Annotated in this window: 23 protein-coding genes and 1 pseudogene; 16 read left to right on the top strand and 8 right to left on the bottom strand. The window is 67.8% G+C overall.

Annotated elements, in window-relative coordinates; translation table 11 throughout:
- Positions 1 to 244 precede the first annotated feature (244 nt).
- The 7 genes and pseudogenes from ssd (at position 245) to NIBR502770_RS14765 (ending at position 5,444) form a co-directional block, all read left to right on the top strand.
- Entirely contained in the window at positions 245 to 1,285 is a 1,041-nt protein-coding gene (gene ssd / locus NIBR502770_RS14795) for a septum site-determining protein Ssd (protein ID WP_141161470.1), read from the top strand.
- A complete protein-coding gene (locus NIBR502770_RS14790) occupies positions 1,282 to 2,580 on the top strand; it encodes a TadA family conjugal transfer-associated ATPase (protein ID WP_141182436.1) in 1,299 nt (432 codons plus the stop codon). Before ssd ends, NIBR502770_RS14790 begins: the two co-directional genes overlap by 4 nt.
- A pseudogene (locus tag NIBR502770_RS14785) lies at positions 2,577 to 3,391 on the top strand (type II secretion system F family protein). Before NIBR502770_RS14790 ends, NIBR502770_RS14785 begins: the two are co-directional and overlap by 4 nt.
- A gap of 2 nt (positions 3,392 to 3,393) precedes the next feature.
- Positions 3,394 to 3,996 (top strand): type II secretion system F family protein, encoded by a 603-nt coding sequence (locus tag NIBR502770_RS14780; RefSeq protein WP_141183456.1) that lies wholly within the window; start codon positions 3,394 to 3,396, stop codon positions 3,994 to 3,996.
- A 151-nt stretch (positions 3,997 to 4,147) separates the two neighbouring features.
- On the top strand, positions 4,148 to 4,597 hold the full coding sequence (locus NIBR502770_RS14775) for a DUF4244 domain-containing protein (RefSeq protein WP_141182435.1): 450 nt from the start codon (positions 4,148 to 4,150) through the stop codon (positions 4,595 to 4,597).
- Positions 4,594 to 5,088, top strand: a complete 495-nt coding sequence (locus NIBR502770_RS14770) for a TadE family type IV pilus minor pilin (RefSeq protein ID WP_246857295.1) — start codon at positions 4,594 to 4,596, stop codon at positions 5,086 to 5,088. The genes NIBR502770_RS14775 and NIBR502770_RS14770 overlap by 4 nt, the downstream gene beginning before the upstream one ends.
- Complete coding sequence (locus NIBR502770_RS14765) at positions 5,088 to 5,444, top strand: Rv3654c family TadE-like protein (protein WP_141183454.1); 357 nt, start codon at positions 5,088 to 5,090, stop codon at positions 5,442 to 5,444. The genes NIBR502770_RS14770 and NIBR502770_RS14765 overlap by 1 nt, the downstream gene beginning before the upstream one ends.
- A 24-nt stretch (positions 5,445 to 5,468) precedes the next feature.
- Here the strand turns inward: NIBR502770_RS14765 and NIBR502770_RS14760 are convergent, their stop codons facing one another.
- Both NIBR502770_RS14760 and NIBR502770_RS14755 read right to left on the bottom strand, forming a co-directional pair.
- On the bottom strand, positions 5,469 to 7,844 hold the full coding sequence (locus NIBR502770_RS14760; RefSeq protein WP_141182434.1) for a DEAD/DEAH box helicase: 2,376 nt from the start codon (positions 7,842 to 7,844) through the stop codon (positions 5,469 to 5,471).
- Positions 7,845 to 7,929: 85 nt separating this feature from the next.
- Positions 7,930 to 8,622, bottom strand: coding sequence for a GNAT family N-acetyltransferase (locus NIBR502770_RS14755; RefSeq protein ID WP_141182433.1), 693 nt, complete (start codon positions 8,620 to 8,622; stop codon positions 7,930 to 7,932).
- A 134-nt stretch (positions 8,623 to 8,756) separates the two neighbouring features.
- Here NIBR502770_RS14755 and NIBR502770_RS14750 point away from each other — a divergent pair, with 134 nt between their 5' ends.
- Positions 8,757 to 9,653 (top strand): rhodanese-related sulfurtransferase, encoded by an 897-nt coding sequence (locus NIBR502770_RS14750; RefSeq protein ID WP_141182432.1) that lies wholly within the window; start codon positions 8,757 to 8,759, stop codon positions 9,651 to 9,653.
- A 58-nt stretch (positions 9,654 to 9,711) separates the two neighbouring features.
- Here the strand turns inward: NIBR502770_RS14750 and NIBR502770_RS14745 are convergent, their stop codons facing one another.
- The gene (locus NIBR502770_RS14745) at positions 9,712 to 10,275 is read right to left on the bottom strand and encodes a hypothetical protein (RefSeq protein ID WP_246857294.1); all 564 of its coding nucleotides are present in this window, start codon (positions 10,273 to 10,275) and stop codon (positions 9,712 to 9,714) included.
- A 50-nt stretch (positions 10,276 to 10,325) separates the two neighbouring features.
- Positions 10,326 to 10,799, bottom strand: coding sequence for a hypothetical protein (locus NIBR502770_RS14740; RefSeq protein ID WP_141182431.1), 474 nt, complete (start codon positions 10,797 to 10,799; stop codon positions 10,326 to 10,328).
- Positions 10,800 to 10,842: 43 nt separating this feature from the next.
- Here NIBR502770_RS14740 and NIBR502770_RS14735 point away from each other — a divergent pair, with 43 nt between their 5' ends.
- From NIBR502770_RS14735 to proC, 5 genes are all read left to right on the top strand, one after another.
- Positions 10,843 to 12,492, top strand: coding sequence for a methyltransferase (locus NIBR502770_RS14735; protein WP_141182430.1), 1,650 nt, complete (start codon positions 10,843 to 10,845; stop codon positions 12,490 to 12,492).
- Between the two features lie 123 nt (positions 12,493 to 12,615).
- Positions 12,616 to 15,342 carry a type I DNA topoisomerase gene (gene topA / locus NIBR502770_RS14730; RefSeq protein ID WP_141182429.1) on the top strand — a complete coding sequence of 909 codons (2,727 nt, stop codon included), beginning with the start codon at positions 12,616 to 12,618 and terminating at the stop codon, positions 15,340 to 15,342.
- A 52-nt stretch (positions 15,343 to 15,394) separates the two neighbouring features.
- Positions 15,395 to 15,814, top strand: a complete 420-nt coding sequence (locus tag NIBR502770_RS14725; protein ID WP_141159392.1) for an SseB family protein — start codon at positions 15,395 to 15,397, stop codon at positions 15,812 to 15,814.
- A gap of 7 nt (positions 15,815 to 15,821) precedes the next feature.
- A complete protein-coding gene (locus NIBR502770_RS14720; protein WP_141182428.1) occupies positions 15,822 to 16,811 on the top strand; it encodes a Ppx/GppA phosphatase family protein in 990 nt (329 codons plus the stop codon).
- 240 nt (positions 16,812 to 17,051) lie between these two features.
- Positions 17,052 to 17,885 (top strand): pyrroline-5-carboxylate reductase, encoded by an 834-nt coding sequence (gene proC, locus NIBR502770_RS14715; protein WP_141159394.1) that lies wholly within the window; start codon positions 17,052 to 17,054, stop codon positions 17,883 to 17,885.
- Positions 17,886 to 17,939: 54 nt separating this feature from the next.
- On the opposite strand, the gene NIBR502770_RS14710 is transcribed toward proC, so the two are convergent.
- The gene (locus NIBR502770_RS14710) at positions 17,940 to 18,626 is read right to left on the bottom strand and encodes a TrkA family potassium uptake protein (protein WP_026265713.1); all 687 of its coding nucleotides are present in this window, start codon (positions 18,624 to 18,626) and stop codon (positions 17,940 to 17,942) included.
- Positions 18,619 to 20,052, bottom strand: coding sequence for a TrkH family potassium uptake protein (locus NIBR502770_RS14705; RefSeq protein WP_141159395.1), 1,434 nt, complete (start codon positions 20,050 to 20,052; stop codon positions 18,619 to 18,621). Before NIBR502770_RS14705 ends, NIBR502770_RS14710 begins: the two co-directional genes overlap by 8 nt.
- A 104-nt stretch (positions 20,053 to 20,156) precedes the next feature.
- Between NIBR502770_RS14705 and NIBR502770_RS14700 the strand changes: the two genes are divergently transcribed.
- Together NIBR502770_RS14700 and NIBR502770_RS14695 are read left to right on the top strand one after the other, a co-directional pair.
- Entirely contained in the window at positions 20,157 to 21,368 is a 1,212-nt protein-coding gene (locus tag NIBR502770_RS14700; RefSeq protein WP_141182427.1) for an acetoin utilization protein AcuC, read from the top strand.
- Between the two features lie 69 nt (positions 21,369 to 21,437).
- Positions 21,438 to 22,049 (top strand): helix-turn-helix transcriptional regulator, encoded by a 612-nt coding sequence (locus NIBR502770_RS14695; protein ID WP_141182426.1) that lies wholly within the window; start codon positions 21,438 to 21,440, stop codon positions 22,047 to 22,049.
- 3 nt (positions 22,050 to 22,052) lie between these two features.
- Here NIBR502770_RS14695 and NIBR502770_RS14690 read toward each other — a convergent pair whose 3' ends face one another.
- On the bottom strand, positions 22,053 to 23,390 hold the full coding sequence (locus tag NIBR502770_RS14690; protein WP_305775686.1) for an alpha-hydroxy acid oxidase: 1,338 nt from the start codon (positions 23,388 to 23,390) through the stop codon (positions 22,053 to 22,055).
- A gap of 66 nt (positions 23,391 to 23,456) precedes the next feature.
- Between NIBR502770_RS14690 and NIBR502770_RS14685 the strand changes: the two genes are divergently transcribed.
- Complete coding sequence (locus NIBR502770_RS14685) at positions 23,457 to 24,149, top strand: FadR/GntR family transcriptional regulator (protein WP_141182425.1); 693 nt, start codon at positions 23,457 to 23,459, stop codon at positions 24,147 to 24,149.
- 25 nt (positions 24,150 to 24,174) lie between these two features.
- Here the strand turns inward: NIBR502770_RS14685 and NIBR502770_RS14680 are convergent, their stop codons facing one another.
- Positions 24,175 to 25,209 carry a LacI family DNA-binding transcriptional regulator gene (locus NIBR502770_RS14680; protein ID WP_141182424.1) on the bottom strand — a complete coding sequence of 345 codons (1,035 nt, stop codon included), beginning with the start codon at positions 25,207 to 25,209 and terminating at the stop codon, positions 24,175 to 24,177.
- Positions 25,210 to 25,259 lie beyond the last annotated feature (50 nt).

The following is a 25,259-nucleotide window of genomic DNA, read 5'->3' as shown; positions in this document are numbered from 1 at the left end:
GTCCACATAGGGGAGCTGCCCCCTTAACTGGCTTTGGCTGCCGCGGCAGAGTGGCTGCATGAGCAGGCACCAGCTGAATGCACCGCACCCCGGGCCGGACCAGGCCACGGATTCTTTCCGGCGCCCACCAGGCCGGGGAGCACCAGCCCGTGCTCCGTCGACGGACAACCCGGCGTCCGGCGCCCCTTGGCTGCCGGACAGTTCCCATCCGGACGGATCAGCGCCGGACGGTGCGGGGGAGGTGCTGTTGGTTACCTCCTCCGCCGTCCTCCGCTCCGAAGTGGAACGCATCGTAGCGGCCGCCGGCTCCCGATTGCGGGCTGTTCCGGACGCGGTGGAGGGCGGACGCTACTGGGACGCTGCCTCAGCCGTCCTGGTGGGAAGCGACGTGCGGGAACTCCCACCACGGCGGCGGACGCCCGCAGTCCTTGTGGGCCTTGACGGCGAGGGGGACAGCCTCTGGCACCTCGCCGCCGCCCTGGGGGCCGAACGGGTTGCCGTGCTGCCCGATGCCGCTGCCTGGCTGGCGGACCACCTCAGCCGGTCGCGCTCACCGGGCCCCGGCGGCCTGGTCCTCGGCATCACGGGTGGCTGCGGCGGGGCCGGCGCCACCACTGCCGCAATTTGGATAGCCCAGGCCGCGGCTGGGCTGGGGGTGCGCGTACTGCTGGTTGATGGCGACCCTTGGGGCGGGGGCCTTGAACTGGCGCTCGCCGCCGAGGAAACCCCCGGACTGCGCTGGCCGGACCTCGCTGAGGCCAGGGGCAGCATCGACCCCCTCCAATTGGCTGATTCCCTGCCCGTCGCAGGAGGCTTCTCCTTCCTGTCCTGGCCCGCAACCCGGGAACAGCCGTCCCCCGTCGCTGCTGCGGCCTCTGCCGGGGTGCTTGACGCTGCCCGCCGGGGCTATGAGCTGGTGGTCGTGGATGTGGGCAGGGGTGCGGAGCCACTCCGGACTGTGGCCTGGGACTGCGACCGGATCATGGTGGTGGTGCCCGCGCAGCTGAAGGCAGCGGTGGCGGCGGTGCGGCTGCTCCAGGAAATCCCGCCGGTGGAAGCAGCCCTGCTGGTGCGTGGCCGGACCGGCGCGGCGCTGGACAGTTCCCTGATCGCTGATGCCGTCGGCCTGCCGGTGCAGGGCCGGATGCCGGAGCTCCGGGCTGTCCCCGGCGCCATGGAGTCGGGCCGGCTGCTGGAATTCGGGAAGCGGCGGGCAATCCGGCATTTCGGCGCCACGGTGCTCGACTGGCTTGGCGAGGACCTGCAGGCGGGGGATGTCGCATGAGCGCGACCGGTGCCCCATCGAGTCCTGCCCCGGAGACTGCCAGCCCTGCTGGTCCCACAGGCCTGGGCGCACGGCGCAGCGCCCGGATCCTGGAGGCGAGCCAGGCCGTCCGCCCGGAGCGCGGAAGGGATGGTGCCGGACGTGGCCGCATCGATTCAGGGCTGCTGGAATCTGTCCGCGAAACGATGATGGCCGAGGCAGGGGCAGTAACACCCTCCCGCGTTGCCGCGGCTGTCCAGGCCACCGGCAAGCTGCTGGGCACTGCAGGGGCGCTTGCTGCAGTGGAACGGATCAGCGCGGAGCTCAACGGCCTTGGCCCGCTGCAGGAACTCACGCGGGACCCCGCCGTGACAGACATCTTCGTCAACGCCCCCGATTCCGTGTGGGTGGACCGCGGCGCCGGCATCGAACGCGTCCCGGTCGCGTTCGATGGCGAGTCCCAGCTGCGCGCGCTTGCCTGCCGGCTGGTGGCCGCTGGCGGCCGCCGTTTGGATGATGGTTCACCGTGTGTCGATGTCAGGCTTGCCGGCGGCTACCGTGTCCATGCCGTGTTGCCGCCGGTTTCCACGTCCGGGACGCTGCTGAGCGTCCGGATCCGCAGGGAGCGGGTCTTCGCCATGGGGGAGCTGCGGACGGGCGGCATGTTCACCCAGCGGGTGCAGGACGTGCTGGAACGGATTCTGGAGAGGCGGTTGAGCTTCCTGGTCAGTGGAGCCACAGGTTCCGGGAAAACCACGCTGCTCTCCACCCTGTTGGGCCTGTGTTCCCCGGACGAGCGGCTGGTCCTGATCGAGGACGCGGCGGAACTCAACCCGGTCCACCCCCACGTGGTGGCCCTCGAATCACGCCATGGCAACCTCGAAGGCGGCGGCGCCGTTGACCTGGGCGAACTGGTCCGCCAGGCACTGCGCATGCGCCCGGACAGGCTGGTTGTGGGGGAGTGCCGGGGCGCCGAGGTCCGGGAGCTCCTGACCGCAATGAACACCGGGCACAGCGGCGGCGGCGGAACCATCCACGCGAACACGGCCGCCGCGGTCCCCGCCCGGCTCAACGCGCTGGGCGCACTCGCCGGGCTCGGTCCGGAAGCGGTCCGCCTCCAGGCTGCCAGCGCCCTTGACGTCGTTATCCACGTTGGCAGGACGCCGAGGGGCAGGGAAATCCAGTGCATCGGACTCATTGCCGATGGACCGCAGGGACTGGCCGTGCTGCCGGCAGTGGGAGAATCGGGCACCCCCGGTCCGGCCTGGCCGGCGCTCGCTGCCCGGCTGGGAATGGACGCCGGGAGTGCCCTGTGACGCTCCTCCTCATCATGCTCCTGTCCTGCGCTGCGCTGGTGCTCCTCAAGCCTCCCCTGGACGCCGCCTCCAGGCTGCGCGCGGCAACCGGCAACAGGGCCATTGTGTCCGGGCCCGGGAAGGGGCGGGCGTTACCGTGGCGCAGGGCTGCAGGCGGCCGCCCGCCGCAGGCACGGAGCCCGGGCCTGACCCTCATAGTGCAGCAGTTGGCGGCGCTGCTGCGGGGCGGGCGGACGCCCGCACGCCTGTGGGATGAGCTGTGGACGGTGTATGGCACGGGTAACGTTGCCAGCCGGCGCCCGGGGGCCGCACCCCTGCCCGGTGCGGTGCCGTCCGGGTCGGTCATGACGGGGGTTCTGCTGCCGTCCTGGCTTCCGCGAGGGCCGCTGCCGCCACGGGGGCACCCGTTTCGGAAACCATTCGCCGGGCGGTATCCACGGCACTCCCTCCCCGGGACAGGGAAGCAAGGACCTGGCTGGAGCTTGCCGCTTGCTTTGACATCGCCGAGGCCAGCGGTTGTCCACTCGCCGACGTACTGACCCGGTTCGCGGCCCAGCTGGAAGCGGAAGATGATGCAGACGCGGCCCGGCAAACGGCTCTCGCCGGTCCCAAGGCAACGGTCCGGCTCCTGACCTGGCTTCCTTTGATGGGCCTTGGACTCGGTGCCGCCCTGGGCGTGGATCCGCTGGCCACCCTGCTGGGGACACCCCTCGGACAAGCCGCGCTGTTTGGCGGGATTGTCCTCACCGCTGCGGGAAGGGCCTGGTCCGCCAGGCTGGTTTCTGCCGCTGCCGGGGCAGGGATGCCGTGAGCATGGGTTGGGCGCCGGGACTGGCCTTGTTCCTCCTGCTCGCGGCCGGGGCCTGGCTTGCCTGTTCCAGCCATGCCGTGCCGCTCCGGCGGCTGCACCGGCTGTTTCCTGCTGCTGCCAGGACCCAGCAGGCAATGGGTACAAAGAAGGCGTCAGCCCGTGAGGACAGCGGGCTGAAGGACACCGCCATGATGCTCGAACTTGTGGCCGCGATGCTGGACGCGGGCGCCGGAATTGGCCGGTCCCTCGACCTGGTGGCCGCCGCGGCAGCACCCCAGTACCGGGACTCGCTGCGGCCGGTGGTTTCGGCGCTCGCCATCGGCGCCGACTGGCACACTGCCTGGCGCAGCTCCGCCGTCCGGCTCCCCGAAATCCTGGAGCTGAGGGACGCCCTCGGCTTCGCTGCACTGACAGGTGCGCCGTCCTCGGCGATTTTGTATGCCCAGGCCGCAAGGCTTCGCCGGGAACGCTTCCGGGAGGCCGAAAAGCGGGCTGCTTCACTCGGTGTGAAGCTGGTAATACCCCTGGGCCTTTGCTCGCTGCCGGCCTTCATCTGCCTTGGCGTCGTTCCGGTTCTGCTGGCCCTGGTGCCGTCCGGGTCCTAGCCGTCCCCTGGCGGCTGCACGTCCCCTCCTCCACAGCGGCGGAAGGGCACGGCTTATCCACTTAGCCCACCCCCTCACTTACCGGCAACTGCTGCGCCGGGAAGAGTCAGGAGCGCCGGAACACTGCCGGCATCATCGGAAAGGAAACCAGATGTCCATCAACTACTACCGCCGCAACTACTCCGCCGGAACATCCGCTGTGGCCGCTTCCCGGCGCGTTCCATCGGGACGGACCGGCAGCCGTGGCCGCGCTTCCGGGACGCCTTCCCCCTACGCCGCCGCATTCCCGGCAGACGCATCCGTTCCCGGCGTATTCGATCCGCAGGTCAGGGGAACGGGTTTGCCCTCACCAGCAGCGACGTTGGCACGGCCCGGCAACGTGGTGGAGCTCTATCCCGGGGCCGGAGCCGGAGTTGCCGCCACCAGGGTCCGGCGCAGCGTTCGGCTGTTGGGCTCCGAAGCCGGCATGGCCACGGCCGAATACGCCATCGCTACGCTGGCCGCCGTGGGATTCGCCGGGCTGTTGGTGTTCATCCTCCGGAGCGACGAAGTGCGTGGTTTCCTCCTAAACCTCATCCGCACCGCCTTGGCGCTGCCATGACACGTTCCGCCGGAGTGCTGACGCCGCGGAAGCCACCTGGAGTGGTGGCCGCCACGGCGGCCCGCATCAAAGGGGACCCGGAACCGGTGGACAGGACGGTGAACGCCCGGGGCACAGTAACAGCCGAGTTCGCCGTGGCGCTGCCTGCCGTGCTTGGACTGCTGGCCATGCTGCTCGCCGGGGCAGCCGCGGGCATGACACAGCTTCGGATCGAAGAGGGAGCCCGGGCCGGCGCCAGGGCCCTGGCCCGGGGCGAGGATCCCGCAACGGTGCAACGGACGGTCAGGACGCTCGCCGGCGCTTCGGCATCCGCGTCAGTCTCGGCCGACGCCGGGTGGTTCAATGTCACTGTTACCGACCGGGTCCCGGGCCCTCTCGGTTCTTCGATTCCGTGGACCCTCACCGCCCGCGCTTCCACGCGCAGCGAGATTGCAGGGACCGGCGGTGCCGGCGCCGGCGAAAGCCCGAGCGACGCCGGGGGCTTCAGGTGATGCAAACCCTTGCGGATGGCCGTGAACGCGGCTCAGGAACGGTCCTTGCGGCGGGGCTGGCCCTGGTGGTCATCACGGCCATGGCTGTCATGCTGCTGCTTGCCCAGGCCGCGGTGCTCGCCGGGAGGGCCGCAACGGCAGCGGACCTCGCAGCCCTCGCCGGGGCGGATGCCCTCCGCGGCATCACCACGGGGGACCCCTGCACGGTCGCCGCCGACGTGGCTGCCCGCCATGATGCGACGGTACTGAGCTGCTCCGAGGGTTCGGGACAGACTGTTGAAGTGCTGGCTGAGCTCGGCGAACGGCCGCTGCTGGGTGCCGCGACCGGTCGGGCACGGGCAGGTCCTCCGCCCTAGGGGAAACAGTTCCCCGGGGCGGTGTCAGCTCCGGGCTTCCAGATCCACCGGAGCCGGTTCGGTAGCGTCCTTGAGCAGCACGCCCAGCAAGGTGACCGCCGCCGCCTTGTCCAACGGGTTGTTCTTGTTGCCGCATTTAGGAGACTGGACACAGGATGGGCAACCTGCTTCGCATTCGCAGGCCTTGATGGCATCGCGGGTCGCCGCCAGCCAGACCATGGCTTTGTCGAATCCCCGTTCGGCAAAGCCGGCTCCGCCGGGGTGCCCGTCATAGACGAATATGGTGGGCACCCCGGTGTCGGCATGCAAGGCAGTGGACACCCCGCCGATGTCCCACCGGTCGCTGGACGCCACCAGCGGCAGGAGTCCTATGGCGGCGTGCTCTGCGGCATGCAGGGCGCCCGGGAACTGCGCTTCGATGAGGCCGGCCCCGGTCAACGAACGGTTGTCCACCACGAACCACACCGCCTTCGTAAAGAGGTCGCGGGCGCCCAATTCCAGCGGCTCCTCGCCCAGGACTTCATTGGAGATCAGGGCCTTGCGCTGGAAGGAGACAACCTGGGTGGTCACCTTCACATCGCCGAAGTGAACGGTGACGTCCCCCCACTGCATGGTCCGCAGGGTCTCCAGGACCTCGATCTGGGTTACGTCCCGGGCGGTGGTGTAGTAGTCCGGGTTGGCCCGACGGACCATGACGCAGTGGTCGTCCTCGTTCAGGTCCTCCACCACGTAGGTGTCGCCCTGGTGGACATACACGGCACCGGTGTGGGCCTGGTAGTGGGTCTGCGGCGAGTCCATGGTGCCCAGCAGGGAACCGGTCTCGGCGTCGACGATGCTCACCGGGCCGCCGCCGTCCGCCCGGAGGTTGACCATCGCCGCCGCACTTTGCGAGTGGGTCCAGAACCAGCCCGCAGGCCGCCGCCGGAGGTAGCCCTGGGCTACCAGCCGGTCCAAGAGCATTTCAGCGGTAGGCCCAAAGAGGTCCAGCTCGGCCGGCCCCAGCGGAAGCTCAGCCGCCGCCGCGCACAGGTGCGGTCCCAGAACGTAGGGGTTGGAGGGGTCAAAGACGGTTGCCTCCACGGACACGTCGAAGATGGCCTCGGGATGGTTGACCAGGAAAGTGTCCAGCGGGTCATCGCTGGCCACAAATGCCGCAATGGCATCCTGGCCTGCCCTCCCGGCCCTGCCGATCTGCTGGAACAGCGATGCCCGCGTGCCGGGCCAGCCGGCCACCAGGACGGCATCCAGGCCCGAGATGTCGATCCCGAGTTCCAACGCAGACGTGCTGGAAACACCCAGCAACTGGCCCGAACGCAGGGATTTCTCCACTGCCCGGCGTTCCTCCGGCAGGTACCCCGACCGGTAGGCGGCAACCCGTTGCGGCAGGCTCGGATCCACCTCGTCAAGGAGGCGCTTGGTGATCGCTGAGATGGTCTCCGCGCCGCGGCGGGACTTGATGAAGGCGATGGTGCGGACCCGGGCGGACACCAGGTTGGCCAGCAGGTCAGCCGTTTCGGCCACGGCCGTCCGCCGCTCCTTCGCGCCGTTCTCGCCCCTGACATCGGTCAGCGCCGGTTCCCACAGCGCCACGGTGGTGGCCCCGTGCGGCGAGCAGTCGCGGGACACCGCCTTGACGGGCGCCCCGATGAGGCGCGAGAAGGACACATCGGGCTCGGACGCGGTGGCGGAGGCAGCGATGAACACGGGCTCGGGGAACGCCGTTCCGGCACCGTAGTAGGCGCAGATCCGGCGGAGGCGGCGCATCAGGTTGGCTACGTGTGACCCGAACACGCCCCGGTAGCTGTGCGCTTCGTCCACCATGACGTAGCGAAGCCGGCGGAAGAAACCCGCCCACCACGCGTGGTTGGGGAGGATGCCAAAGTGCAGCATGTCGGGGTTGGCAAGGATGAAGTTGGCGTGGTCCCTGATCCACCGGCGGGCGGAGGGGTCGGTGTCGCCGTCGTAGGTTTCCGCCCTGACCGTGGGCAGCTTCAGGGCGCGGATGGCATTCAGCTGATCCGCCGCCAGCGCCTTGGTGGGGGAGAGGTAAAGGGTGACGGCGCCGTCGTCGTGGATCTTGCCCGGGTCCGCGAGCACGCGGAGCTCGGACCGGTGGATCGCATCCAGCGCCGGCAGCTGATACGCCAGGGACTTTCCGGACGCAGTGCCGGTAGCCACAACAACGTGCTGGCCCGAATGCGCTGCATCGGCCGCATCGACCTGGTGCCGGTACGGCTCACGGATGCCCAGCGTCCCGTACGCGGCAGCAATGTCCGGATGAACCCATGCAGGCCACGGCGCGTGGACTGCCTCCCGCGCCGGTATGGTGCGCACATGACGGAGCTGTTCCGGGTCCGGGCCGCGGCCCAGCAACGGAAGCAGGGAGTCATGGGGGTTCACCCCACCATTCTTCCACCCGTAACTGTGCCGCCCGCCCGCGGTTCGCCAACGGGGAAAACAATCGGGATGCCCCGGCTGAACCCCTTCAGCTCAGGGAGAGGTCCGCTCCATCGTGGGACGCCGAGAGCATCAGGACCCGGGCCACCGTGGTCCAGCCAAGATGGGAGTAGAGCTTCTGCCCGTCCAGGGAAGCCAACAGCAAACCGGCGCGGACATCATGCCCGAAGGCCTGGGCCGCCAGCGCACGCATGATGAAACTGCCCAGGCCCCTGCGCTGGAAGGCAGGCTCGGTGATGATCTTGTCGAACACTGCGGTGTCACCGACCACGAACACCCGGCCACTGGCCGCGAGGGCGTCTCCGGAGCGGACCTCCGCGTAATGCACGCCGTCCTGCTCGTAAGTGGACAGACTCAGGTCGTCGTCGGACAACCAGGGGTCCTCGGCGTCCTGCGTCTCCATGTCCACGATCATCATCGTCTGCGAATCAGACGTGACGTTCAGCCCCTGACGGGCTGCCAGGGCGGCGTACCGTGAGGGGTCATTGGTGAGAATGGTCAGTACCCGCGCCGGGGATTCCGCAGTCCTGGACGCGAGGGTGGCGAACTCGTCATCCGTGGGCTCGGACGCGAAAATTTCCCACTCGCCGCTAGTGTCAGAGCGGAGCGCAGCGGGGAAACGGCCCTCCTTGGAGGTCCGGTAGCCGCGACATCCGGCCCAGCCGGCAACCCACACTTCGAGCAGGCCAGTGATGTCTTCAACCAGGGTTTCCGGGCTCATGGCAAGAAGACTATTCCAGCCCGATCGGAAGCAACAGAGGGGGCCGCAGTGCTTATGCAATTGTGATCAGTGCCGGGCCCGATCAGCCGGTGCCACGCCGGGGAGGGGCAAACCCAGCCGGTACCCTTAAATACGTGGCTTTGAACAAGATTGTGCTCTTTTACGGTTTTACCCCCCTTCCAGACCCGGAGGCTGTCCGCCTTTGGCAGCGTGCCCTGTGCGAAAAGCTGGGACTGACCGGCCGCATCATCATTTCCAGGGACGGGATCAACGCCACCGTGGGCGGGGAAATCGGTGCAGTTAAGCAGTACGTCAAGACCACCCGGGAGTACGCCGGGTTCCGGGACATCGACGTCAAATGGTCCGATGGCGGCGCGGCAGACTTCCCGCGGCTCAGCGTGAAGGTCCGGGACGAGATCGTCTCCTTCGGCGCGCCGGGGGAACTCAAGGTTGACGCCGGGGGCGTGGTGGGCGGCGGGAAGCACCTGAAGCCGGAGCAGCTCCACGAGCTCGTTGACTCCAGGAAGAGGGACGGCGAGGACGTGGTCTTCTTCGACGGCCGGAACGCCTTCGAAGCCCAGATCGGCAGGTTCAAGGACGCCGTGGTGCCGGACGTCGCCACCACGCACGACTTCATCAAGGAACTCGACTCGGGCAAGTACGACTCCCTGAAGGACAAGCCGGTGGTGACCTACTGCACCGGGGGCATCCGCTGCGAGGTCCTGTCCAGCCTCATGGTGAACCGCGGCTTCAAAGAGGTTTACCAGCTGGACGGCGGGATTGTCCGCTACGGCGAGGCGTTCAAGGACCAGGGCCTCTGGGAGGGGTCGCTGTACGTTTTTGACAAGCGCATGCACCTGGAATTCAGCGATGACGCCAAGACCATTGGCCAGTGCGCCCGGTGTTCGGCGCCCACCAGCAAATTCGAGAACTGTTCCAACCCGAGCTGCCGCACTTTAACGCTGTACTGCGCCGATTGCGCCGCGAGCCCGGAGACGCTCCGCTGCCCGGACGGGTGCGCCGCGGCCTGACCCCGGCAACGGACAGCGCCGGTAAGGTTACCGCGCCTGTCCCTGTAACGGCAGGGCGTCAGAGCCGTTGCACACGGAACGCGTAGTTCGCTGCGGTCCGGGCTTCCACCCTGACCGTTAGCACGCTGTCCGTCGATACATAAATGACGTTTTGGCGGTTGATGCCGCACCGCAGGCCCAGGTCCACCAGGGTGAGGGTCTCCGTACTGACCGTGAAGGTCACCCGGCGCTGGCTGCGGCACGCGATGGCCAGCATGTAGGTCCCGGTTTCCAGCACCGGCGACCGGACCGTCCGGACTTCACCGGCAGCGAGCAGTCCTGCCTCCGCCTGGACCACGGGACCCGTGGTGCCCGGAAGCGCCCGTGATTCCCAGTCCCCCAGATCGGCCTCGCCAACCGGATCCTGCTGCAGCGGGTCGCGCGTGAACGCCGGCGCCGGGGCAGCAGTCGTGGTGCCCTGCGCGCTGGAGGCCCGGCCGTCGTCGTACGAATATTCACAGCCGGACAGGGCACCTGCCGCAAGCACAAGTCCAAGGGCGACGGCGGCGGCCGCCTTCGGTGCCAGCGGCGCCCGTGCTGTCCCTTCCGGAAGGGACGCGGAGATTCCCCGCACGCTGGGCATAGTCCGACTTTAAGCCCCCGCCGGGCGGCAGGCCAGAGCCGGAACGGGCGTTATTGCGCCGGTGCCAGCTGGTAGGCGTACAGCAGCGGAGCGTCCACGCTGGAGCTGCTGATTTCGACCCGGCCCGCGGCGGGCAGGCTGATCCTGGTGGTCTCTTGCCGGCCGTTGCAGGCGGCTCCGGCTTCCGTTAAGGCCTTGCCGTCCAGGGACACGGCGAAGAAGGCTTTGCCGGTGCCGTCGCACACCGCAGTGAGCGTGTAGCTGCCCGCGGGAACCCTGGCGGCCTCCTGCACAATGCGGTCCCGGTTGAGGATCTTGCCGGAATCCTGCAGCACAACACCCGCCGGGGAGGATGGCATCGCGGTGGCCCGCCACGCCGATACATCTGCGTTCTCCACCGGATTCGACGGTGAACACCCTGCCACGGCAAGGCAGAGGCCGGCGGCAGCCACTGCCCCCGGCAGCGAACGGCGAACAGCGGCCGCCGTGCGGGCGTGCGGAAGGAAGGCGGGGCGGGAAGGCATGGGACCACCGTACCCCGCACCCACCCCGGACTAAACTTGAGCGGTGCCTGCATCCCCTTATGAGTTCACCGCCGGAAACACTCCCGACGCTCCCCGCAGCGACCTCCCCGCATTGCTGTCCGCGCTCGCCGCCGACCTGCGCGGGCTGGACTACACGCTCGATGGCGTGGCGCAGCTGCTCGGCCCTGAGGCCTCGTCGGCGCTGAACAGGGACCAGATCATCCCCGCGGTGCTCGCTGTTGAACAGGCAGTGCGGGCCGACGCCGGCACTGTGCCGCTCGCCGCCGTCGTCCGCCTGTGGCTCCTCGCAGAGCCGCAGGAAAAGGAAGCGCTCGACGCCGCGCTGCCGGGCACCGGCGCCGACGGACTCGTTGAGCTGGGGCTGGTGCAGCCCGTCCCCCGCTCCGGGCTGCTCACGGCAAAAGCCGACCTGCGGCCGTACGGCTGGGACAGGAACGGCGACGGCAGCGGCGGTGCGGAGCTGTGGGTCGCCAGCGACCTTGCTGCCCACCAGCAGGCCGGCGTGCTCCGGCACGACCACGTCATGGGCATCGGCCAAGCATCAACCACCCTGGTGCAGACCACCATCCGCCGCCACACCGAGCGCGCCCTGGACCTCGGGACGGGCTGCGGCATCCAGGCCTTCCACCTGCTGCACCACTGCCAGCACGTCACGGCCACCGACATCTCCGCGCGTGCGCTGGCCTACGCCAGGTTCAACATCCTGCTCAATGCCGAGGCGCTCTCGGTGGACCCTGCGCGCCTCGAAGACAGGGTGAGCCTGCGCCTGGGTTCACTCCTGGAGCCGGTGGCCGGTGAAGAATTCGGCCTGGTGGTCTCCAACCCGCCGTTCGTGATCACCCCGCGCAGTGCCGGCGAGGACGCGGCGGACCAGTTCACCTACCGCGACGGCGGCCTGCCCGGTGACGGGATCGTGGCCTCCCTGGTGGCCGGCCTGCCAGGCGTTTTGGCACCCGGCGGGTGGGCCCAGATGCTTGGCAACTGGGAAGTCGCCGCCGGCAGCAGCTGGGAAGAACGGCCACAGTCCTGGGTGCGGCAGGGCACGGACGCCTGGTTCATCCAACGGGAGCTGGTCAGCCCGGAACAATACGCCGAAACCTGGCTGCGGGACGCCTCCGAGTCCCGGGACCGGCAGCATTACCGGGACGCTTACGCCGCCTACCTCGCCGATTTCGGCTCCCGGGATGTGGCCGGCATTGGCTTCGGCATGGTCTGGCTGCGCCGCCCCGCAGACGGAAAACCTGCCGCCATCAGCCGCTTCGAGGAAATCACCTACCCCATCGAGCAGCCAATCGGCCCCCACCTGGGTGCCGCCGTCGAACGCAGCGACTGGCTCGCCGCCCACGACCTTGGCGGCACGCACCTGCTCGTGGCGGACGACGTCACCGAGGAGCGCCACCAGCGCCCAGGCGCAGAACATCCTGGCGTAATCCTGCTCCGGCAGGGTGCCGGGCTGCGGCGGACCAACCTGATGAGTACCGAGCTGGCCGGCTTTGTGTCCGCGTGCGACGGCGACCTCACCGCCGGGCAGATCGCCGGGGCTTTGGAGGCCCTCCTGGGCGGCGGCGAGGGCTTCGACGCCGGGACCTTCCAGGGTGCACTGCTCGCCGACGTGGCCAACCTGGTCCGGGACGGCTTCCTGGTCCCGGCTGGAAATCCGGCCCTGGAATAAGCCCCCTCAAGCCCTCATCGGAGCCCCGTCTTTTCCACAGGAATGCGCACGATTGCCCAAAATATGGTGAACTAGGCGGACATGGGCTCATCTGCCCCAGCAACCTTTTTCTGTAGGAGCACCGTGCCAAGCAAGGCCAAAACCGGCAAGAAACTCGTGATTGTGGAGTCTCCGGCCAAGAGCAAGACCATCGCCAAGTACCTCGGCGAGGGCTTCATCGTTGAGGCCTCCATCGGTCACATCCGCGACCTGCCGCAGCCCTCGGAGCTCCCCGCCGAGCTGAAGAAAACCTCCGTGGGCAAGTTCGCCGTCGACATCGATCACGACTTCAAGCCCTACTACGTGGTGTCTCCGGACAAAAAGAAAAAGGTGACCGAGCTCAAGGCCGCGCTCAAGGACGCCGACGAACTCTATCTCGCAACCGATGGGGACCGCGAAGGCGAAGCCATCGCGTGGCACCTGCTTGAGGTGCTCAAGCCCAAGGTCCCCGTATACCGGATGACGTTCGGCGAAATCACCAAGGAAGCCATCCAGCGCGCCATGGGCAACCTGCGCGATGTTGACCAGGACCTGGTGGACGCCCAGGAAACCCGCCGCGTGCTGGACCGGCTCTACGGCTACGAAATCTCCCCAGTGCTGTGGCGCAAGGTGGCCCGCGGACTCTCCGCCGGCCGGGTGCAGTCGGTAGTGACCCGCATGGTGGTGGACCGCGAACGCGAACGCATGGCCTTCAAGGCCGCGTCCTACTGGGACCTGACCGGACAGTTCGGCGCCGAATCGGGCTCCTTCAAGGCCAAGCTTGCCGCCGTGGACGGCGCCAAGGTGGCCACAGGCCGCGACTTCAACGATAACGGCGAGCTGACCTCACGGAACGTGGCCCACCTCAACGAGGAACTGGCCACGTCCTTGGCTGCCGGACTGCAGAATGCCGACTTCCGGGTCCGCTCGGTGGACACCAAGCCGTACACGCGCCGCCCGGCGGCGCCGTTCACTACCTCAACGCTCCAGCAGGAGGCCGGCCGCAAGCTGCGCTTCTCCTCCAAGAGCACCATGCAGATCGCCCAGCGGCTGTATGAAAACGGCTACATCACCTATATGCGTACGGACTCGTCGGCGTTGAGCGATGAGGCCATCACGGCAGCCCGCCGCCAGGCCTCTGAACTGTACGGCCCCGAATACATTCCGCAGTCACCTCGCGTGTACTCCAACAAGGCCGCCAACGCCCAGGAAGCCCACGAGGCCATCCGCCCCGCCGGTGACTCCTTCCGCACCCCCGCCCAGGTCGCCAAGCAGCTCTCCGGCGACGAATTCCGGCTGTACGAACTCATCTGGAAGCGCACGGTCGCCTCGCAGATGGGCGACGCCAAGGGCTCGACGGCCACCATCCGCCTGGGCGCAGTGTCCAGCGACGGGCGGGACGCCGAGTTCTCCGCCTCCGGCACTGTGATCACGTTCCCCGGCTTCCTCGCAGCGTACGAGGAAGGCAAGGACGAGACCCGCGGCGACGACGACTCCGACGAAGCGCGCCGCCTGCCCAACGTTGCCAAGGACGACTCGCTCACGGCTTCCGACATCCAGGCCGTGGGCCACGAGACCTCCCCGCCACCGCGCTACACGGAGGCCTCGCTGACAGCGGAGCTGGAGAAGAAGGGCATCGGCCGTCCGTCCACCTACGCCTCCACCATCTCAACCATCCAGGACCGCGGCTACGTCCGGAAGCAGGGCTCGGCCCTGGTGCCCAGCTGGATCGCTTTCTCCGTGATCCGGCTCCTGGAACAGCACTTCTCCGATTACGTGGACTATGAGTTCACCGCCGACATGGAAGGCGACCTGGACAAGATCGCCAACGGCCAGGAAGCCGGCGCCTCCTGGCTGCGGCACTTCTACTTCGGCGAGGATTCCGATCCGGGCCTGCTGAGCATCGTCAATAACCTGGGCGAAATCGATGCCCGCGAAATCAACTCCATCCCCATCACCGACGAGATCACCCTCCGGGTGGGCAAGTTCGGCCCTTACCTGGAAAGCTCTGCCGCCGTGGTGGACCCGAAAACGGGCGAGATCGTCGAGTCGGCGCGTGCCAACGTCCCCGAGGACCTGGCCCCGGACGAACTGACTGCTGCAAAGGCCATCGAACTGATGGAGACGGCGGCGCCCGAGGAACGCGTCCTCGGCGCGGATCCGCACACCGGACATACCGTGGTGGCCAAGAATGGCCGCTACGGTGCCTACGTCACAGAGATCATCCCGGAAATGACCGACGAGGAACTGGCCAACCAGCCGGTGGAGTACTACAAGAACGGCAAGCCCAAGCCGCCGAAAAAGCCGGTGAAGGCCAAGCCGCGCACGGGTTCGCTCTTTAAGTCCATGACCGTTGAATCCGTGACCCTGGAGGAAGCGCTCCAGCTCATGAGCCTGCCCCGGGCCCTGGGGGAGGACGCCGAAGGCAACCTCATCACGGTGCAGAACGGCCGGTTCGGCCCGTACCTGAAGAAGGGGACGGACTCACGCTCCATCGGCTCCGAAGAGGAGATCTTCACGATCACCCTGGAGCAGGCACTGGAGATCTACTCGCAGCCCAAGCAGCGCGGCGCCCGCGCCGCCGTGCCCCCGCTGGCCGAGTTCGGCCCCGACCCGGTGTCCGAGAAGAACATCGTGGTGAAGGAAGGCCGGTTTGGCCCCTACATCACGGACGGCATCACGAACATCACGGTGCCCCGTGCCACCTCCCTCGAGGAACTCACGCGGGAACAGGCGGTGGAACTGCTCGCCGAGAAGCGTGCCAAGGGACCGGTCAAGCGGACCACCACCCGCAAGGCGCCGGCCAAGAAAAAGGCCACGGCCAAGAAGTAACCACGTGGCCGGCGCGTTTGCGCCGGCCACAGTATCGTGATCGGCTAGGGGAATGACTGAACAGCCCGCGCACACGGACCTCCAGCCGCTCAACGACCTCGAGGAGAAGCTCGCCACCGGTGGCCAGCCGGATGCAGACCCTGTGGACGTCATCCTGTCGTTCCTCAACAGCGAGGTCTACATCATCAGCTCGGACACGGTGGAGGGCGTGGACTCCCAGGTGGAGCCCCTGGTTCTTGCCAATGCCGACGGCGACCCCGTCCTGGCGGTCTTCTCGCACCCCAGCAGGGTGGACCAGCAGTACCTGGAAGCCGCTCCCAACGTCCTGGGCACGCAGGGCGCCGCCATCATCGCCAACATCGGCGATGAGCTGGGCATGGTGATCAACCCGGGCGCGGCCTACGGTTTCGAGATCAACCCCGAGGGTGTTGCCAACATCAGGCGCGACTTCAAGCGCGCTGACGAGCAATAATGTCCCCATGCGTCTAGGCGTCCTCGATATCGGGTCCAACACTGTCCACCTGCTCCTGGTGGATGCCCACCCGGGCGCGCAGCCGGTCCCGTTCGCTTCCCATAAGCGGCCGCTGTCCCTGGTCCAATACCTTGAGCCGGACGGCAGCATCAGCGACCAGGGCCAGCAGGAGCTCACGGACTTCGTGCTGGAAGCCTGGGAATTCGCTGCCCGGCACAAGGCCGAGGACCTCCTGGCTTTCTGTACCTCCGCGATCCGGGAGGCCGCCAACGGCCCCGCCGTCCTGGCCAGGGTCAAGCACGAGACCACGGTGACCCTGCAGGAACTGAGCGGCAGCGAAGAGGCGTCCATGACGTTCTTCGCGGTCAGGCGCTGGCATGGGTGGGGCGCCGGGCCCATCCTGAACCTGGACATCGGCGGCGGTTCCTTCGAAATGGCGTTCGGCCAGGACGAACTTCCCGAGGTGGCGACATCCGTGCCGCTGGGTGCCAGCCGGCTCACCCGGGACTGGCTTCCCGAGGACCCGCCGACCGCGAAGAGCGTCAAGGATCTGCGGCGCTACATCCGGGCCACGCTCAAGCCTGCCGTCCGCGAATTTGACGGCCTGGGCCGGGCAAACGTGGTGGCCGGCACCTCCAAGACTTTCCGGTCCCTGGCCAGGATCGCGGGTGCTGCGCCCAGTGCCGAGGGTCCTTACGTCAAGAGGGAACTGCACGCCTCGGACCTGGGAATCTGGACGCAGCGGATCTCGGCGATGAGTTCGGAAGACCGCCTGCACCTTCCCGGAGTATCCGAGGCCAGGGCCCGCCAGGTCCTTGCGGGCGCTTTGGTGGCCGAGGCCGCCCTGGAGATGTTCAAGTTCAAGAAGCTCCGCATCTGCCCGTGGGCGCTGCGTGAAGGGCTGATCCTGCGGCGCCTTGACCAACTGGTCTTCGACGGACCCTTGGAGCCGGCACCCCACGTGGCAGGCTCCCGACCCGTGGAAGCAACTGTCTAGCCCTTTGACGAAGGGGTGCCAGTGAACCGGCCGTTAAATGCGGAAGCACCGGGGCCGGCTACAGGAAAATGGGGGAAAACCTGTTGCCGTGCCACCGGTGCCCTGGCAGGCATCCCCATGCCTGCCGCATCACTCGCACCCTCAATGAGGTAATAACTACGTTAGGACCCCAAGTTGTGTGCTGCCTGCGCTGAGGATGGGAGTTGCCTGTGAATGCCTGTGGACTGTAATGATGGAGGCATGAGCAACCGAATCGCATTCCTTGGCTGTGGATCCATGAACGAAGCCATACTTGGCGGCCTGCTGGAGGCAGGGAAGGACCCGGGGGATGTGGTGGCCACCGTCCGCCGCGCGGAGCGCGCCTCGGAACTCGCCCAGCGCTACCAAGGGATCACCGCCATTGCCGGTGAGGAAGAACCCGACAACAACAGGCAGGCCGCCAAGGGGTCTGCGGTGGTCATCCTCGGCGTCAAGCCGGTGGGCATCGCGGACCTGGCGAGGGAAATCAGCCCCGCGCTGTCACCGGAAACCGTGGTGGTGAGTGTGGCCGCGGCCGTGTCCATCGCCCAGCTGGAGGCCGCACTCCCCGCGGGGCAGCCGGTGATCCGGACCATGCCCAACACGCCCGCCAAGCTGGGCCGCGGCGTCGTGTCCGTCTCGCCCGGCACGCACTGCAGCCCCGAACAGCTCCAAATGGTCAAAGACCTCCTGCAGGGTGCCGGAACTGTCGTGGAAGTCCCCGAAGAGCAGGTGGACGCGCTCTCGGCCATCAGCGGCTCCGGTCCCGCCTACGCCTTCTACCTGGCCGAGGCCATGGCCTCCGCAGGCGAGGAACTGGGCCTGGACCGCGAGCTTTCCCTCCTGCTGGCCCGCGAAACCGTGGCCGGTGCCGGCCTCATGCTGGCCGAACCCGGCGCCGACCCTGCAGCCCTGCGCAAGGCCGTTACGAGCCCCAACGGCACCACTGAACGCGCCATCGCCACGTTTGACGAACAGGGCATCCCGGCCATCATCGCCGCCGGCGCACGCGCGGCAGCTGACCGGGCCGCCGAAATCACCAGGCAGCTTGGGTAGCGGCGGTTGGGCCGGTCGAAATCCGGTTTCGACAGGCCCAACCACCGTGGGACTTTAAGGCCGGGCGGCGAACCGCTCCAGCAGGTCCACGTGGCCGGAAACGATCAGCATGTCCCGCGAAGACACCTTGGTCTCGGGCCGGGCGTACGTGAAGTCTTCACCAGGGGACTTCACCCCCACAATGGTCACCCCGTACTTGGAGCGGACCTTTGACTCGTCCAAGGTGAAGCCCACGGTTTCGCGTGGCGGGTACATCTTCACGATGGCGAAGTCGTCGTCGAACTCGATGAAGTCCAGCATCCGGCCGGACACCAGGTGTGCGGCGCGGACGCCGGCGTCGGCCTCGGGGTAGATGACGTGGTTGGCGCCGATCCGGGTCAGGATCTTGCCATGTGACGGGGTGATCGCCTTGACCCAGAGATGCTCGATGCCCAGGTCGACGAGGTTGACCGTGATCAGCACCGAGGACTCGATGGAGGTTCCCACGCCCACGACGGCGGAGCTGAACTCCTGGGCGCCCAGTTGGCGGAGTGCATCAATGTTGGTGGCGTCGGCCTCCACCACGTGGGTCAGGAGGGGCGCCCATTTCTGCACCAGGTTCCGGTCCCGTTCGATGGCGAGCACTTCCCGGCCCTGCTTGACCAGCTGCTCCGCGGTGGATGATCCAAAGCGGCCCAGCCCGATCACCAGGACCGGAGCGTTGTGGGCGGGGCGCCGGGGGGCGTCTGTGGAACTAGCCAATGATCGGCCTCTCTTCGGGGTAGTGGTACAGCTGGCTGCGCTGGCGCAGGGCCAGTGCCGCGGCGAGGGTTACGGTGCCCACGCGGCCGGCGAACATGAGGGCCGTGAGGACGTAGACTCCCTCGGGCGGCACCTCGGCGCTGAGCCCGGTGCTCAGGCCAACGGTGGCGAAGGCCGAAATCGTCTCGAACAGCACCCGGTCCAGTGTTGCGCCGCTGAACTGCAGGAGCAGGAAGGCGGAGACGGAAACCAGGGTGGCGCCGGCAACGATCACGGAGATGGCCACCCGCATGGTGCCTTGCGGAATGGTCCGGCCGTACACCTTCACGTCGGCATCGCCGCGGGCCTCGGCAACGATGGCCAGGAACATCACGGCGATGGTGGTCACCTTGATGCCGCCCGCCGTCGACGCCGACCCGCCGCCGGCGAACATCAGCGCGTCGGTCAGCAGCTTGGTGGTGGATTCCATGTGGTTCTGGTCCACCAGGTTGAACCCGCCTGAACGCGTCATGACCGAGGCAAACAGGGAGTGGGTGATCTTATCACCGAGGCCCATCGGCCCGATGGTCCGGGCGTTGTCCCACTCCATCAGGGCCCACAGGAACGTGCCCGCGGCGAGCAGGATAAGTGAGACCTGGATGGTGAGCTTGGTGTGGAGGTTCCATTTCTTCCAGTTCAGCCCGTTCTGCTGCAGCACCATCACCACGGGAAAGCCCAGGCTGCCCAGGAAGACGCCCACCATCAGGGGGATGAGGATCCACAGGTCCGTTTCGTAGGGCACGATGCCGTCCGAATGGGGGGTGAAGCCGGCGTTGTTGAACGATGAAATGGCGTAGAAGATGCCGTGCCAGACAGACTGCCAGAACGGCTCGCCCAAAGTAAGGAAGCGCGGGATCAATGCCAGCGCCAGGATGCCTTCGATCACCACTGAAGTGGTGATGACGATCCGCAGCAGGGTGCCCACTTCGCCCAGGCGGCCTGCGTTGTTCATGGATTCCGCGGCGATGATCTTCCCGCGCACGCCCAGCCGCTTGCTCACCATGAGGGCGAGCAGCGAGGCGAGGGTCAAGGTGCCCAAGCCGCCTATGAAGATGCCCACCAGGATTACCAGCTGGCCGAAGAAGGACCAGTGGGCCGCCGTCGATACCACCGTGAGTCCCGTGACGCAGACCGCCGAGACCGCCGTAAACAACGCCTGGTGGATGGGGGTGGGGGTTCCGTCGGCGGCAGAGACCGGCAGGGTGAGCAGGAAAGTAAAAAGTGTGCAGACGGCGGCGAACGCAGTCAGTGCCAGCCGCGCGGGGGAAGTATTGGCAATGTCGTCAATGAAGTCGCGCAGCCGGGTGAAGATCCAGAGGCCCTCCCGGTCCTGCGCCGGGGGGTGCCAGGGGGCCGGCGTCCGGGGCCTCGACTGGCTTTGCGTCATGTGTGGCTTTTCCTCGGTTGAAACGGCTTCCTTCAGTAGTAAACCACTAAAGCCGGCGTCATGGCCGGGCCGGCGGCGGCGCAGGCTCGGGTAGCCTGTGATTGATGACATACTTGCCCGGACTCCGCCAGCCCGCGCCGCCAACGATGGTGGTGTGGAGTCCTGACATGACAGCCTACAACTTCGGCCCCGGCCACCCCATGGCACCGGAGCGCATGGACCTTACCGCGCGCCTCTCACGCAGCCTCGGGCTCTTCGACCTGGACCACGTTGACCTGGCAGCTCCGGAGGTGGCATCCGACGCAGAGCTGGAGTCCGTCCACTCGGCCGACTATGTGGCAGCAGTCCGCCGGGTCAGCGCGGACCCCACCCGCCCCGACGAATCACGAGGGCTGGGAACCGAGGATGATCCCGCGTTCGCCGGCATGCACGAGGCCGCAGCCCGCCTGGCCGGCGGCTCGCTGCTGGCAGCCCAGCGCCTGCTGGAAGGATCGGCCGTGCATGCTGTGAACTTCGGCGGCGGTATGCACCACGCGGCCCGGGAGCGCGCCAGCGGATTCTGCATCTACAACGACGCCGCCCTTGCCGTGCAAAAGCTGCTTGACGGCGGCGTGGAAAAGGTGGCCTACATCGACGTCGACGCCCACCACGGGGACGGTACCCAGAACATCTTCTGGGACGATCCGCGGGTCCTCACGATCTCGCTGCATGAGACGGGGCTGACCCTCTTCCCCGGGACCGGCTTCGCCAACGAAACCGGCGGTGCGGCGGCCGAGGGGACGGCCGTGAACGTCGCCCTGCCGGCCGGTACCTCAGACGCCGGCTGGCTCCGCGCCTTCTACGCCGTGGTGCCCCAGCTTGTGGGGGCCTTCGAACCGGGGGTGATCGTCAGCCAGCACGGATGCGATTCGCACCGCAACGACCCCCTCACGCACCTCAACCTCAGCGTGGACGGGCAGCGCGAGGCGGCCAGCGCCGTCGGTAATCTGGCCGAGCGCTATTGCGGCAGCCGCTGGATCGCCACCGGCGGCGGAGGCTACAACGTGCTGGACGTAGTGCCGCGGACCTGGAGCCACCTGGTGGCCATCGCTGCGGGACGTCCCGTGCCGCTGCGGACTCCCGTGCCGGGGGATTGGCGGCAATACGTGATGGAGAAGTTCGGCAGGGAGGCGCCCACCCTCATGGGGGACGACGTGGAGCTCTGGTGGCGGTCCTGGGAGGTGGGTTTCGACCCCAACGACGCCGTGGACCGCACCGTCATGGCCACCCGCAAGGCAGTGTTCCCGCTGCACGGGCTGGACCCCTGGTTCGACTAGTCCGGCCGAAACCGTGTGCCGCCGAAATAGTTGATGCCTTTAGACGTATATGTCGCTAGGGTGGGAGGCATGGTGACAGACGACGTATTTGCCGTCATAGCGGAATCCACCCGGCGGGACATCCTGGTGGCGCTTCGGGCAGGCGACAAAGCCGTGGGGGAACTGGTGGAGGAACTGGCGGCGAGCCAGCCCACCATTTCCAAGCACCTGAAAGTCCTCCGTGAAGCACAGCTGGTCAGCATGCGCGCGCAGGGACAGAAGCGCTACTACGCCCTGAACCGTGGCCCTTTGGAGGGCATCGCCAGCTGGCTGGAGACGTTCGACGTCGGCAGCGGCGGCAGCGCCGCAGCCTCGCCGGACGGGCCGGTCCGGGTGGCCGCCGACCAGCCGGTCCCGGCCCACCTGCAGGAAAGCATCGCCGCGGCGGCCGCCCCGCCGCCGCAGGCCCCCCGGGCCGCCGGGCCTTCGCAGCCGGCCCGGGAGGACACTCCTGCGCCCGTCCTGGTGAGGGAAGGCGCGGAGCTGAGCCCCGCCGTCGTCATTCCCGGCGGTACGGCCGCCCCGTTGAGCGACGACACCGTGCCGCAGCAAATCGGACGGACCGTTGGCCGCGCCGCCACCAAGGCAGCCGACCTGCTGGCCAACCTCCCAAACCTGCCGAAATTCGGGCGCAAAAAGTAGGACCTACCGGGGCAGCAGCCGCACGTGGTCCGGGGTGAGCTCGGAAATCCGGCTGACACCCAGCAGCGCCATGGTGCGGGCCATATCCTTCTCAAGGATCTGCAGGGTCCTGTCCACGCCCGCGCGTCCGCCTGCCATCAGCCCGTAGAGGTAGGCGCGGCCAATCAGCGTGAAGTCGGCGCCCAGTGCCAGCGCAGCCACGATGTCCGCGCCGCTCATGATGCCGGTGTCCAGCATGATGGCGGCGTCACTGTTGTCAGCGGTGAAGGCCTGCCTGACCTCCGGGAGCAGGTGGAACGGGATGGGGGCCCGGTCCAGCTGGCGGCCGCCGTGGTTGGACAGGACCACGCCGTCGGCGCCGTGGTCCACCACCTTGCGGGCGTCCTCGACGGTCTGGATGCCCTTGACCACCAGCTTGCCCTTCCAGGTTTCGCGCAGCCAGTCCAGGTCCCCGAACGTGAGGGTGGGATCAAACATGGAGTTGATCAGGTCGGCCACGGTGCCGGTGTAGCGGGACAGCGAGGCGAAGGTCAGGGGCTCGTGGGTGAGGAAGTTGAACCACCAGGCGGGCCGGTAGGAGGCGTCCAGCACGGTTTTGAGGGTCAGCGCCGGCGGGATGGTCATGCCGTTCCGGACGTCGCGGAGGCGGGCACCCGCCACGGCGGTGTCCACGGTGACCATGAGGGTGTCGTTGCCGGCTTTGGCGGCGCGCTCAATGAGTTCCAGCGAGCGGTCCCGGTCTGTCCACAGGTACAGCTGGAACCAGTTCCTGCCGTTCGGGGCGGCCTGGGCCACATCCTCGATGGAGGCGGTGCCCATGGTGGACAGGGTGTAGGGGATGCCTGCGGCTTCGGCGGCCTGCGATCCGGCGTACTCGCCCTCGGACTGCATCATCCGGGTGAAGCCGGTGGGGGCGATGCCGACGGGGAGCCGGGACGGCTTGCCCAGGATCTCAGTGCTGAGGTCGATGCTGGAGACGTTCCGCAGGATGCCGGGCCGGAACTCGATGTCCAGGAATGCCTGGCGGGCGCGGCGGAGGGTGATCTCCTCTTCCGCGGCCCCGTCCGTGTAGTCAAAGGGTGCCTTGGGGGTGCGGCGTTTGGCGATGTCGCGGAGCTCCCAGATGGTGCTGGCCCGCTGCAGCCGGGCAGCCCTGCTGAACTCCGGCTTCTTGAACTGCATCAGGGGCGCCAGGTCCGAGTACGTGGGGACGCGCCGCTTCAGGGCGGCAGGCAGGGCGGACGACGACGAAGCCCTGGCGGGTGCCGGCGCTGCAGGAATGTCCGTGGCATCCGGCGCCGGGGTGGCTTCCGGATTATTGGGCTGGATGGTGTGGGTCATGGCTCCTCCTATGGTCCAACCACACTCTAGGGCATGTGGTCCAACCACATCAAGTACCATTGGCCTATGCGCACCCACCAGTTGGTCCTGCACTGGATCGAGGACAGGCTCTCAGCCGGCGACCTGGCGGTCGGCGGCAGGCTCCCGGCGGAGCGCACCTTGGCCGAACAGCTCCAGGTCTCCCGGACTTCGGTACGTGAAGCCATCCGGATCCTCGAAGCCATGGGCGTAGTGCGGTCCGGTGTCGGTTCCGGTCCGGACGCCGGGACGGTCGTGATCTCTGATCCTGCCGCCGCCCTTGGCTCGGCCCTTCGGCTCCATGTGGCCACCCAGCACCTGCCGGTGGCAGACATCGTGGAAACCCGGGTCCTCCTGGAGTCATGGGCTGCCGCCCAGGCACGCCGGGATGCGCCGGAGCTGGAAGAGGCGGCCACGCTCCTGGCGGCGATGGATGCGCCCGGAGGCCTGTCCGTGGATGATTTCCTGGCCCTTGATGTCCGGTTCCATTTGGCCCTGGCCCACGCGGCCGGCAATGCGGTGGTCAGCGCCATGATGGGATCGCTGCGCGAATCCATCCAGGGGTACGCGGCCCGACTGACCGGAAACCTGCCGGACTGGAACGCCACAGCCTCGCGCCTGCGCACCGAGCACCATGCCATCCTCGCCGCGGTCAAGGAGGGCGATGGGAGCCGGGCAGCCCAGCTGGTGGCCGACCATATCGAGGGGTTCTACAAAGAGGCCGGGCTGGGCGCGGGATAATCCTGGGCGCAGCGTAATGAAAGGCTTAGCCGTGGACCGTGCTGCGGGGCGCCTTGGCGGGGCCCGTGCTGGCCCGGACTTCGAGCCGCGGCTGGTAGTGGCCGCCGGGGGTGCCGGTTGCCTCGTTGCGGATCAACGCCCGGAGCTGCTGCCAGGCCTGCTCTCCCAGTTCGGTGATGGGGACCGCGCCGGTGGTGAGGGCCGGCGTCGTATACCTGGCAAAGGGAATGTCATCGAAGCCCGTTACCGAGATGTCGCCGGGGACGTCCAGCCCACGTTCGTGGAGGCCGCTCATCAGGCCCATGGCCACCAGGTCGTTGAAGGCAAGGATTCCGGTGGCCCCGCTTGCCAGGACGGCATCCACTGCCCCATGGCCGGTGTCGAAGTCCGAGCCACCGTCCAGCATGGTCACCTCCACCTCGGGGTGGGCGGCCTTGAACGTTTCCAGGCCCTGGAGGCGCATCTCATTGGAGGCGCTGCGGGGCGGCCCCGCAAGGAAGGCCAGGCGGGTGTGGCCCAGCTCCACAAGGTGCCCCGCGATGTCCTGGACGCCCTGGCCGTAGTCCACCACCAGGCTGGGCACGTTCGGCGTGGAGGTAGTGCGGTTGATCAGCACCAGCGGGTGCAGCGAGGGTGCGATATCCTCCAGCTCCGCATCGGTCATGCGTGGAGCGCACAGGACCAGTCCGTCACAGCGCCTGCGCGCCTCGCCTGCGAGGATGGACTCCTCGCTGGACACTTCGAATGAATCCGCGATAAGCACGCGGTAACCGTCCTGGGCGGCTGCCCGGCTTAGGCCGCGGAGGATCGCCTGGAAGGTGGGGTTGGCCAGGTCCGGCACCACAATCCCTATGGTGTCCGTCTTGCCGAGGGCCAGGCTCCGGCCCACGGGATTGGGCTGGTATTTCAGTTCGGCGGCGGCTGCACGGACCCTGGCGGCAATGTCCGGGTCCACGGTGAAGTTGCCGTTCATGACACGCGAGACCGTGGCATGGGAAACCCCCGCCTTGGCTGCGACATCAGCGATGCCGATCCGGCCGCTTGCCGATTTCCTGGCCATGGGAACCCTTCGTTCGCGCCATCCGCCGGGGCTGCCGCGACCAGTTGGTG

Source organism: Pseudarthrobacter sp. NIBRBAC000502770, from assembly GCF_006517815.1.
GTDB lineage: Bacteria > Actinomycetota > Actinomycetes > Actinomycetales > Micrococcaceae > Arthrobacter > Arthrobacter niigatensis.
The sequence above is the reverse complement of the archived record's forward strand: the minus strand, read 5'-3'. Positions and strand labels throughout refer to the sequence as shown.

Bases quoted from the DNA above. Each gene is read 5' to 3' on its own strand.
- NIBR502770_RS14790 (WP_141182436.1), top strand. From the start codon at position 1,282: ATGAGCGCGACCGGTGCCCCATCGAGTCCTGCCCCGGAGACTGCCAGC.
- NIBR502770_RS14780 (WP_141183456.1), top strand. From the start codon at position 3,394: ATGGGTTGGGCGCCGGGACTGGCCTTGTTCCTCCTGCTCGCGGCCGGG.
- NIBR502770_RS14775 (WP_141182435.1), top strand. From the start codon at position 4,148: ATGTCCATCAACTACTACCGCCGCAACTACTCCGCCGGAACATCCGCT.
- NIBR502770_RS14770 (WP_246857295.1), top strand. From the start codon at position 4,594: ATGACACGTTCCGCCGGAGTGCTGACGCCGCGGAAGCCACCTGGAGTG.
- NIBR502770_RS14765 (WP_141183454.1), top strand. From the start codon at position 5,088: ATGCAAACCCTTGCGGATGGCCGTGAACGCGGCTCAGGAACGGTCCTT.
- NIBR502770_RS14755 (WP_141182433.1), bottom strand. From the start codon at position 8,622: ATGAGCCCGGAAACCCTGGTTGAAGACATCACTGGCCTGCTCGAAGTG.
- NIBR502770_RS14745 (WP_246857294.1), bottom strand. From the start codon at position 10,275: ATGCCCAGCGTGCGGGGAATCTCCGCGTCCCTTCCGGAAGGGACAGCA.
- NIBR502770_RS14740 (WP_141182431.1), bottom strand. From the start codon at position 10,799: ATGCCTTCCCGCCCCGCCTTCCTTCCGCACGCCCGCACGGCGGCCGCT.
- NIBR502770_RS14725 (WP_141159392.1), top strand. From the start codon at position 15,395: ATGACTGAACAGCCCGCGCACACGGACCTCCAGCCGCTCAACGACCTC.
- NIBR502770_RS14720 (WP_141182428.1), top strand. From the start codon at position 15,822: ATGCGTCTAGGCGTCCTCGATATCGGGTCCAACACTGTCCACCTGCTC.
- proC (WP_141159394.1), top strand. From the start codon at position 17,052: ATGAGCAACCGAATCGCATTCCTTGGCTGTGGATCCATGAACGAAGCC.
- NIBR502770_RS14705 (WP_141159395.1), bottom strand. From the start codon at position 20,052: ATGACGCAAAGCCAGTCGAGGCCCCGGACGCCGGCCCCCTGGCACCCC.
- NIBR502770_RS14700 (WP_141182427.1), top strand. From the start codon at position 20,157: ATGACATACTTGCCCGGACTCCGCCAGCCCGCGCCGCCAACGATGGTG.
- NIBR502770_RS14695 (WP_141182426.1), top strand. From the start codon at position 21,438: ATGGTGACAGACGACGTATTTGCCGTCATAGCGGAATCCACCCGGCGG.
- NIBR502770_RS14690 (WP_305775686.1), bottom strand. From the start codon at position 23,390: ATGACCCACACCATCCAGCCCAATAATCCGGAAGCCACCCCGGCGCCG.
- NIBR502770_RS14685 (WP_141182425.1), top strand. From the start codon at position 23,457: ATGCGCACCCACCAGTTGGTCCTGCACTGGATCGAGGACAGGCTCTCA.
- NIBR502770_RS14680 (WP_141182424.1), bottom strand. From the start codon at position 25,209: ATGGCCAGGAAATCGGCAAGCGGCCGGATCGGCATCGCTGATGTCGCA.